This is a genomic window from Gimesia panareensis (assembly GCF_007748155.1).
GTDB lineage: Bacteria > Planctomycetota > Planctomycetia > Planctomycetales > Planctomycetaceae > Gimesia > Gimesia panareensis.
Genome location: NZ_CP037421.1, coordinates 3,645,171 through 3,654,837 on the forward strand (window position 1 = coordinate 3,645,171; position 9,667 = coordinate 3,654,837).

General features: G+C 50.3%; 4 protein-coding genes and 1 pseudogene. 3 read left to right on the forward strand and 2 right to left on the reverse strand.

The genetic code is table 11. The annotated features are described in order from the left end of the window. Nucleotides 1-2: 2 nt before the first annotated feature. A pseudogene (locus Enr10x_RS30640) lies at nucleotides 3-833 on the reverse strand (Calx-beta domain-containing protein); the annotation flags it as partial. Here Enr10x_RS30640 and Enr10x_RS30290 point away from each other — a divergent pair. From Enr10x_RS30290 to Enr10x_RS13790, 3 genes are all read left to right on the forward strand, one after another. After that, nucleotides 759-932 carry a hypothetical protein gene (locus tag Enr10x_RS30290; protein WP_232093389.1) on the forward strand — a complete coding sequence of 58 codons (174 nt, stop codon included), beginning with the start codon at nucleotides 759-761 and terminating at the stop codon, nucleotides 930-932. The pseudogene Enr10x_RS30640 and the gene Enr10x_RS30290 sit on opposite strands and share 75 nt — an antisense overlap. Nucleotides 933-3,759: 2,827 nt before the next feature. After that, nucleotides 3,760-4,320, forward strand: a complete 561-nt coding sequence (locus Enr10x_RS13785; protein ID WP_197995014.1) for an RNA polymerase sigma factor — start codon at nucleotides 3,760-3,762, stop codon at nucleotides 4,318-4,320. 273 nt (nucleotides 4,321-4,593) lie between these two features. Then, on the forward strand, nucleotides 4,594-8,562 hold the full coding sequence (locus Enr10x_RS13790) for a protein kinase domain-containing protein (protein ID WP_145449986.1): 3,969 nt from the start codon (nucleotides 4,594-4,596) through the stop codon (nucleotides 8,560-8,562). A 595-nt stretch (nucleotides 8,563-9,157) separates the two neighbouring features. Here the strand turns inward: Enr10x_RS13790 and Enr10x_RS13795 are convergent. After that, nucleotides 9,158-9,427, reverse strand: a complete 270-nt coding sequence (locus tag Enr10x_RS13795) for a hypothetical protein (protein WP_145449989.1) — start codon at nucleotides 9,425-9,427, stop codon at nucleotides 9,158-9,160. Nucleotides 9,428-9,667 lie beyond the last annotated feature (240 nt).

Consider the following 9,667-nt stretch of genomic DNA (forward strand, 5'->3'; position numbering starts at 1 on the left):
CTGATGACCACAGTTGCCAGATCATGCACCAGTGCGAGATTGGCTTCCGCAGAGAGATCGCTCAATGCAACCTGAAACATCTTTGTCAGTTCCAGATTGGAATCATCAATCAATGGAACGATGATCGTGTGAGATTCGCCGTCCGTCGTTCCCATAAAATCAAGGGTCCCGCTGGTCTCGGTGTAATCAGTTCCCGCAGTGGCAGTGCGGTCGATGGTGACATAGCTGAGAGAGAAGGAACTGCCAACGGCCTGACTGGAAGTCACGGTTAATTCAGCAGTCCCAGAATCTTCATCAACCTCAACACCAGTGATGGAAACCAGGCTGTCCATCTTTTCAATGCGCATCGCACCTGCAACGACATTTCCATTCGCCTGATTATCTGAAAGTGAGACAGCAATGGTCCCATCCGCGTCTACCACGAAGAATCCCAGATCCTGCCAGGAGACATTACCGTCAGTCAGATCTGCTGACAGCCGGCGCTGATCGATATATTGTTTAACCTCACCCCCTGCAATTCCGGAAACAGAAAGCTCCGCATTCTCGGCATTGTTTTCATCAGTCATCCAGAAACCCGAAAGTCGATAGATCCCAGGAATCAGGTTGCTGAAGATCCAGGTTGCGGTATCGATGTCTGTCCCCGACGCGATTAACTGCGATTGCGAAGTGGGAGTCTGGTTGGACGCCGTCCATGTACCTGACGTGCTGAAATCAGCATCGCCCACGCCAATGAGTTTTTTGAAAAAAGAATTAGTCACGTGAACCGTACCCGAAGCAGTCTGATGCTGCGCGCTGACTTCCAGTGGGTTTTCTGCGGTTCCCACGGAATGCATCGCATTCAGACTGACTGTATTCGCGTAGACTTCCGGATTTTCGTCGTCATTGTCAAAAATGGATCCCTGGGAGGCGTCAACCTGAACCATCTGTTGTGAAATCAGTCGGGTTAAATAAATGTCTTCATCGGCGTCCAGATGCAGATTGCCCTGCCCGGAATTGATCAGCGAGCTGTCGGTCATGACAAAACTACTGGACTGGTTTTCTTCATCCTGGTTTACGGAAATATTGATATTGCCCGCAGCAGATTCCATTCTGGTCGCATTACGAAACAGATACGTCCCCCCGGAAATGATCGTAATTTCCGCTGCATCTGCCCCGGCCCCACTGGACGACACGAGTGACTGGGTCATGTTTACGCCCAGGTTCGTAAGCCCTCCCCCCTGGCCGGAAATATAAATATCACCATCAATACTATTGATGCTGGTCACTTTCGATGTACCGATTGATGGATAAAGTGACACGCCATAATTGTAGCTTGTCCCCTCCCCCCCCATCCCGATCAGAGTGATTGTCGCAGCATCAGGTCCAGTGCCGGTGGAACTGATGTTGAAATTCTTCAACAGAATACCGACATTATTCAGAGAGTGATCCCCTCCGCCCCCCGTACCAGAGATTGCGATGTCACCATTGATGCTCTGAATACCGGCAGCGAATGTCACATCATACGTGCCTGTCAGCGAAACACCGGAATTTCCCATGACCCCGGAACCGCCGACCCCAGTCAGTGAGATCGCGGCAGCAACCGAGCCTATCCCCTCTGAGCTGATCGTGGTGTCGGAGAGCAGTATTCCATCATTAAAACCGCCTGCAGCATTGCTCCCCCCCCTTCCCGTCAGATCAATATCTCCCGCCACGCTTGAAATATTGGCTTTCGATGCTGCAATTCCTTTATTGGAATCAATCCCGACTCCCCCCGTACCGGTCAGATAAATTTGACCGGCGTCTGCTTCCGCAGAAGTTGACCTGATGCTGGTTCCGGCATAGAGCATAATGCCGTTGTGGCCATTGGATAGAAAACCTGGCGAAGTAACATCATTAGCACCAGTGCCTGTTAATGAAATGCCACCGGTTCCCGTAGTAACGATCGCCGTGTTATAGGCAGTGATTCCCGAAAAATCTCCAACTGCGGATGCGTCGGAGTTGGCCAGCAAGGTCAGATCACCGTCCACGGTCTCCAGAGTACTACCATTCTGTAGAACAATATTACGTGCCGCATCCAGAACGATCTGACCACTGTCGCTGCTCAAATGGGAAGCGACCGTAATTGTCTGTCCTGTGATCTGGAGCCGGTGGTCGCCCATGTGCAGTTCCGGCCCTTCAAGTTTAACCTGATCACTTTCATCCCCCAGTATATTCAAATGGGAAGAAAACAGCTGATCCAGACGCTGCACATGAATTTCATCTGCACCTGTACCGGTCGACACAGAAATCTCTTGAACTGTGCTGTTAAAAAACACCTCCGGTCCAGAAGTGGAATCGATACGGGAATCGCCATCGTCGGGAGTTCCGGCATCACTAAGCGTGATGAATTCAGAGACCCCGAGATAAATAAACTGCCGAGAATTGGCAATCAGGTGGTCCGTCACTTTTTCTGCATTGCTGAAACTGACAGTCTGGCTGTCAATCGATATACTGCCGGCCTGGTGATCTGTCAGCGTGTGCGTGATCGTGGAAAAGACTTCCGAAGAACTCCCTTGCGTCAAAAGCAGAGCTCCCCCATCTGCCTCTCCGTCAAAATGAATCCCCTCAAGGGGAAACGGGAGACCAGATTCTAAATTGACCTCAAGCGTATCATAGCCCGCCCCACCATAGATATTGATTTCACCCACATCTGAAAGCAGAACAGACTGGACGATGGCCTCTCCATTAAGCAGCTCCAGAGTGTCTCCATCCTGGTTCATCTGCAAAAGGAAATGATCGGCCCCAGCCGTGCCTGCCACGTTCACTATCTCTGCCGTCAACAGCAGCCGCTCTTCCAATCGTTCAGCAGCAGCGATTTTAATCATCGCCGGTGAGTGCGAATAATTTCTTCTTCGCAGCCTGCGAACAGATCTGCCCCCCTGACCTTTGTGACAGTATCGAAAAAGAAATGAGTTCAACCAGTAGGGGATTAACATTCCGCACTCCCTGCTATTCAAATACGTATTCGCCCCACGCGAGGCCCAGTCAATGTCTGAAAAAACTCACCACGCCAATCAGAGGACCATGCTCGACAAAAAAAACACAAGTCATTGCATAAACAGTGATTAGACTGCATGGCACTACCTTCTAGTGTCATGTCAGATTCCATTTGTGACAAAAAAAGAATTTACTGAACAAAACGAGTCGAAATCATCCGCAGTGCTTTGAGCCGGCCACGAATCACAGTGCCTTAGTTCACACCGGGAGAAAAACAGAGCGGGAGAAATGACGAAAAGAGAGGCCTGACCGGGTGAAGGAAATCCTGATTTTCTCAAACCGCTTAAAAATGAATGCACAATCCGAAAATACGCAATTTAAAAAAGGACCCTTCGAGACCCCGAAGCTACACAGAATCTCGAAGGGCAGGCACCCAACGCCTTAAACGATCCATCCAGGCTTGTATCTTGAACCGTGAAGCTCAACTGCGTTCCCGTTCAAGCACATTCGCCAGCAGGTTCAACTGTTTCTGGTAAGAAAACAGCTGACCGTGAAAACACATTTTTTTCAGCTTGCATAAACCCTTATGCATGGGTACAAAAGTGTATAAACACAGGATATGGAAGATCAGTATCGATCACTCCTACCGAATTCGAAAAACAATCCCTGACTGAATGAGCAGGTTGTTGCAGACAGAATCTGCCTATCAAATAGGAATCGAAGCAGGACAGACTTGTGACAATTAATCTGGTTTTCTGAATATTTTTTCCAAACGCTTTAAAACTTATGATTTACAGCCGGGCCATGAATCTCAATACAATCTCGACCACCCTGATCAACCATGCTTCCCAGGGCGACCCTGATTCCCTCAACAGGTTGATGGAACTTTCAGAGTGGCTTTTATTGCGGATGGTCAGTCGTCTCCTGCATAACAAACAGGATATGGAAGATGTGGTCCAGGAAACGCTGTCCGCTGTCGTCAAGGTGATGGACACGGATAATCTGCGTCTGAAACATGGTCGCCACAGTTTTATCAGACTGCTCAAAACCTGCCTGCGAAATGTTTCCTCCAATCATTTCCGCAAAAAACAGATCACTCCTACCGGAGGCACAGATAATCTCAATCACCTGCATAATCTGATTGATGAAACAGTGGAAACGGTGCAGGAAACTCGCGATATTGCTGAAGGATTAATTGAACTCGCACGGCTATCAGAAAATGAAAAGCGGGTATTGCGCCAGGTTTTCATCTCTGGAAAAACTGCGCAAGACATCTCCAAAGAAACAGAATTGACGTACGCCAATGTACGTAAAATACAGTCACGCGCTCTCTACAAAATTCGCGTGTTTCTGGGGGAAGTTTAACATGTTGCGTTTTTCGATTGTTTCGATGTCACACTTCCCCCTGGAATCAACACTGTAACTAAAGAAATCGCTCTTTAATTTAAAGTTGCTGAACTGTACTGAGGACACAAACTGGTGGATCCTTTCCTCTCTGACTGCCCGGATATCGCAACGATATCTGCCTATAATCTGGGAAAACTCGATTTTGAACATATCGATTCCCTTACTGAACATTTCAGTAAGTGCTCCGATTGCAGAGAACAACTCGAAAGCCTGGATGGCGAGCCTGACGACTTGATTAACACTCTCAAGGTTCCTCCACTTTCAATTGGTCAGATATCGCTGGAACATGAAATCGGTTCCGGCGGTATGGGACGCGTGTTTAAAGGTTATGATACCCGCCTGATCCGCCCGGTAGCCGTCAAACTGATCAACGCAGAAAAGCAAAAAGACTGGAAGGATCTGTCAGAAAGATTTGAACGCGAAGCGCAGATGCTGGCGCGGGTCGAATCGCCTTATGTTGTCAAAGCACTGTTCGCAGGCGAAGAAAACGGCTTCACCTATTTTGTCCAGGAATACGTAGATGGGCAAAACCTGAAACAGAGGATGGAGCAACTTGGGGCTCCGATCCCATCTCAAACATGTGCCGGCATCATTTATCAGGTTGCCTCCGGACTGACTGCAGTGCACCATCTGGGGATCGTCCATCGCGACATCCACCCTGGCAATATCCTGATCAATACCAAAGGCTATGTTCAAATCGCTGATTTCGGGCTGGCCTTCCAACCTGAAAGCAGTACCGAGGGACTCGGTTTAACCTCACTCAGCCAGGGATTCGGACAGATCGGTTTTGTCTCACCGGAGCAGTGGAATGCAGCGCGAAATGCAACTGATAAATCAGACATCTATTCCCTGGGATGCGTCTGGTATTTTTTACTCACCGGCCATGGTCTCAACCGGGATCCTCAAACACTGGAAATCAGCAACCCGGCCAGCCAGTTCCAGAAAGTAAATCGGACGGATCGCAGACTCCTGAGATCCATGTTGCAGCAGGATCCGCAACTCAGGCCTACTGCAGAGGATGTGACCGCTGCACTGAAAAATCGGCTGGGAAGTACCGATTCTCTAGAATACATTCTCAGACCTCCCTCAGCACGCAGCCTTCGAAAAAGAAAAATGTATGCGGGTCTGGCAATTCTGACAGTTCTGGCACTGTGTGTCATGCTGTTTCTGCCTTTCCCGAATGCGGAGACGGAATCTCCTCAACAGGTCAGCGACATCAAACCAGTTGCTCCCCCGGCTGCTTCGATCGTGAAAACCGAAAACCAGAAACCACTCGTTTTACGATTTGACGGGGTGGATGATTTTGTCGAAACCCCATTTATCTATGACAGCGGAGATCCGATCACTTTCGAAGCCTGGCTGACCCCGGACTGTGAAGAACGCCCGCGGACCATGGAAATCATCTCCAATGCGGAGACGGCGGGATTCCTCATGCGTCTGAAAGACGGCACCATGCCGGAATTCTTTTTCCATGACGGAGTCTACTATGCAAACCACAACCGTTCGCACCAGATCGGCTGCGGTAAACGGGTGCACCTCGCAGCCGTTTACGACGGCATCAGTATCGGCATGTTCGTCAACGGTAAAAAGCAGGGACTCAATTATCCCGTCAGACGCCGGCATCACCATTCGCCGATTCCGATTCACATTGGAGCCAACCCGGACCCTGCCCTGATTGGTCGTCCCAACGCTGAGAAAAAAGCCTGTTTTGCCGGTCTCATTCACGAGTGCCGTTTCTCAAAGGGAGTCATTTACATCGAAGACTTTTCTCCGGAGAAAACACTGTCTGCCGACGACTCAACCATCCTGCTCTACCACTTTGATTCCGACACGGGCAAAGTCGTGCCTGATCTCAGCGGCAACGGTCTGGATGGCAAAATTGAGGGTGCCAGGTGGGAAGAGTTTGATCCCGACAAAACTCCAGAGAATAACCAGTTCAAATGGCCTGTTGAGCAGCCCGATCCCGTCCTGGTCAACGATACGCCCGAGCGGATCCGGGAAATCCAACAGGCCTGGGCTGACTTTCTCAAGCTCCCTCCACGGCTGGAGATTCCTCTCGACACAGACATCAGAATTGAGATGGAGTTGATCCCCCCTGGTGAATTCATGATGGGCACACTCGATGAAACGTTGAAAAACACAGTCGCTTCTACGACACAGCGTGAAATCCAACACAAAGTCATGACGGCTGACCTGCCCCAGAATCTGGCACGCATTACCCGGCCCTTTTACATGAGTCGCCGGGAAATTTCACGGAAACAATATCGGCAGTTTGTCGATCAGACCCGCTACCAGACGGATGCCGAACGCAAGAGAAGCGGCGGGACGGACTTTGATACATCCCAAAAGAACCCGCAACTCACCTGGGCCAGTGATCTGGCAGGCAAACTCAGCGACGATCATCCTGTCGCAAATCTGACCTGGTTTGACGCCCGCAATTTCTGTGGTTGGCTGACGCGCATGCACCCCGGGCTCAAATTTGACCTGCCTGCGGAATCCCAATGGGAATACGCCTGTCGTGCCGGAACAACTTCCCGCTGGTTTCCAGCAGATGAAACACAGTTATCCCAATATGGCTGGATGGATTCCACTCAGACTCACCCCTGTGGGCAGCTTCAGCCAAATGCCCTGGGACTGTATGACATGCATGGCAATGTCGCTGAATGGTGCACCGACTATTTTTCGAATGAAGAGACTTTTTCCAATACCGTCAATGATCCTGCCGGTCCGAAGTCGGGAACACACAGAATTCTGCGTGGCGGCTCAGCCATTCAAGACCCACTCTCCTGCCGTTCCGCTTATCGGGAAGGTCGACTCCCCAACTCCTGTAATGCCATCACCGGCTTCCGGATCTGTGCGACCCCCAACCCCACAACCAGAGATCTGAAAAGTCTGGACCGTTTTTCCCTGCACTTCGACGGGATCGACGATACAGTCGAAACATCCTTCAGTTATCGCAAACCCGATCAATCAATCACCATTGAGTGCTGGACAGACATCTCTCCGGAAAGTATGAATGATCCATTAGCCTCCGAAGTCATCTTTGATCTGCATTCTCGCCTGCGGGCCATGTACTGCGTTCTGAGAAATCATCGCGTCCACGTCTATTACCACGAAGGAGCATGGACCTGGCATGCTTTTTCACGGGAAGTTCCCCCCGGTTCCCATCATATCGCAGGTGTCTTTGACGGAATCTCACTGAATGTTTTTGTAGATGGGCAGGCTGCGGAAAAAAGATCAAAGCAGAAATCTCCGCGTGAAGCTCGCTACCTGCGCTCACTCTTTCGGATTGGTACCGGTTCCCTGATTGAAGATCGACAGCACCGTGCTTTTCAGGGAAATGTTTCACAGTTGAGGATCAGTGAAGAGAGCATGTATGGTGCGGCTTTTGAACCTCCCCCCCTGCTGACGCAACATGAATCAACCGTCATCTTATACCGCTTTGAACAGGGGAACGGAGAACTGCTCCACGATCTGAGTGACATGCATAACCATGGAATCATTTTTGGCGCCGACTGGTCGGCCAGACTGGAACCGGATAACCACCTGACCAGACGGGGAATCCACTTTGATGGTGATGACTGGCTGGAATCGAAACTCCCGGACAAGTTTGAGGGATCGTTTACCATCGAAGCCTGGCTCACCCCCGATTCCCCAAAGAAACTGACTCACCAGACCGTATTTCAATGGGGCTCCCTCAACCTGAAATATCATATCAACCAGGGGGAATACTGGACCTGGTCTCTGCTGGATCCGCAGCACCAGGAAATCCCCGTCTCCTCCATTTCCAGCAGAGACGTGGCCACCAGTCGCCCTGTTCATGTTGCCTGTCAGTGGGATGGATCAAAGTGGGTCCTGTTCTTGAACGGACTCCCCTGTGAGACCCGCAAGATGAACAGCATGAACAATCGGCGGGCAAGAGACATTATTAAACTCTGCCTGCAACAACCCTTTCTGACGGGCGGCACTCCCGAGGGAAACAGCAGGGTCGCTCATGGATTTGAAGGAAGCCTGCATACACTGCGAATCTCCAACCGGGCTCGCTACAGCAGGCTCTTTACACCTGATACTGACCTGCTGAACGATGATCAGACCATACTGCTCTATCGCTTTGACAAGGAATCGGGAGACACAATACACGACGCATCCGGCCACAATGCGAATGGCAGAGTATTCGGCGCCAGCAGGCTGTCAGACTGAGAGCCTGACTTTCGATTATCCTCACCAAGAATGATTCCAGTCACAAAACTTCGTAGTCTGATGTTTTGCAACTGCTCTAAAAAACAACATCTCAATCAACTCCAGTCCGAAAACATGTCCCTGCTGTTTGTCATGACATTCCAGACATATTCGCGCGAGTTCTCGCGCCGGGGAAAAGCTCAGTCCGTTCGACAATGAAACACAGGGGATCATCGTCATACGAAATGACTTTTCCATGCTGGGACAGCGATTTGAGAATGAAGTCACTGCTGGAGTCAATAAACTGCGTCCGAACAGCCTGACCAATCCCACCCGCTACGCCTCACCTCGCGCTCAACTACTGCCGACAATATGTTCCTCACATGACCGACAGCTCTGAACTCGATTCGACTCCATTCGTAATTTTCTTGCTGCGACGCGTGCTTCCTGCAGTAGACCTGGTATCTCTTGCCCCGTTCCAAAGTACATCTCATCAGGCATCTGCCCCTGGAACGCGGAATGTGGTAAATGCGTGTTGTATTGCTCAACATAGTAAGCCACCAGGTTTTCAACCGATTGCGCGGAATCCAGTTCATGAAAATAAAACCATTGATGCTTAAGCACGCGCCACCACGAAGATCAGACGCAGCAAAGCAATAAGTCTGTCGTTGCGACGACGCAGTGCGACCACCTCACGTTGCAGTTCTACCAGACTCATATCTAAGACATCGACGGTGATTACGTCGGACATGTTCTTTGTCAGCCAGCCTCGGGCCGTAGATCGAGGGACACCACGCTGAAGAGCGATATCAATATTGCCGGTGGAGCGAACGAGTTCTTTCAGTCGATGGTCATAGGTGCGTTGCCTGCGTTTGCGATTGGACATGCCCAGATTCTGGTGATTCAAGGTGCCCGAGGGAAGAGATCTCCGTGAAATCGCGGCAGGAAAGTGTCGAGAACTCGCGCGAAATTGCCGGGAATCTCGTCACAGACAGCAAGCGAAAAGATCTGGATTGCCGAGAAAAATTACTATGAGGTATTTTACCGAAGTGTGCCGAAGCACTCACTGTAATACTGCTCTAGTAGTCTGCCTGCACGCAGACCTAATACTCTAACTCAAGGATCC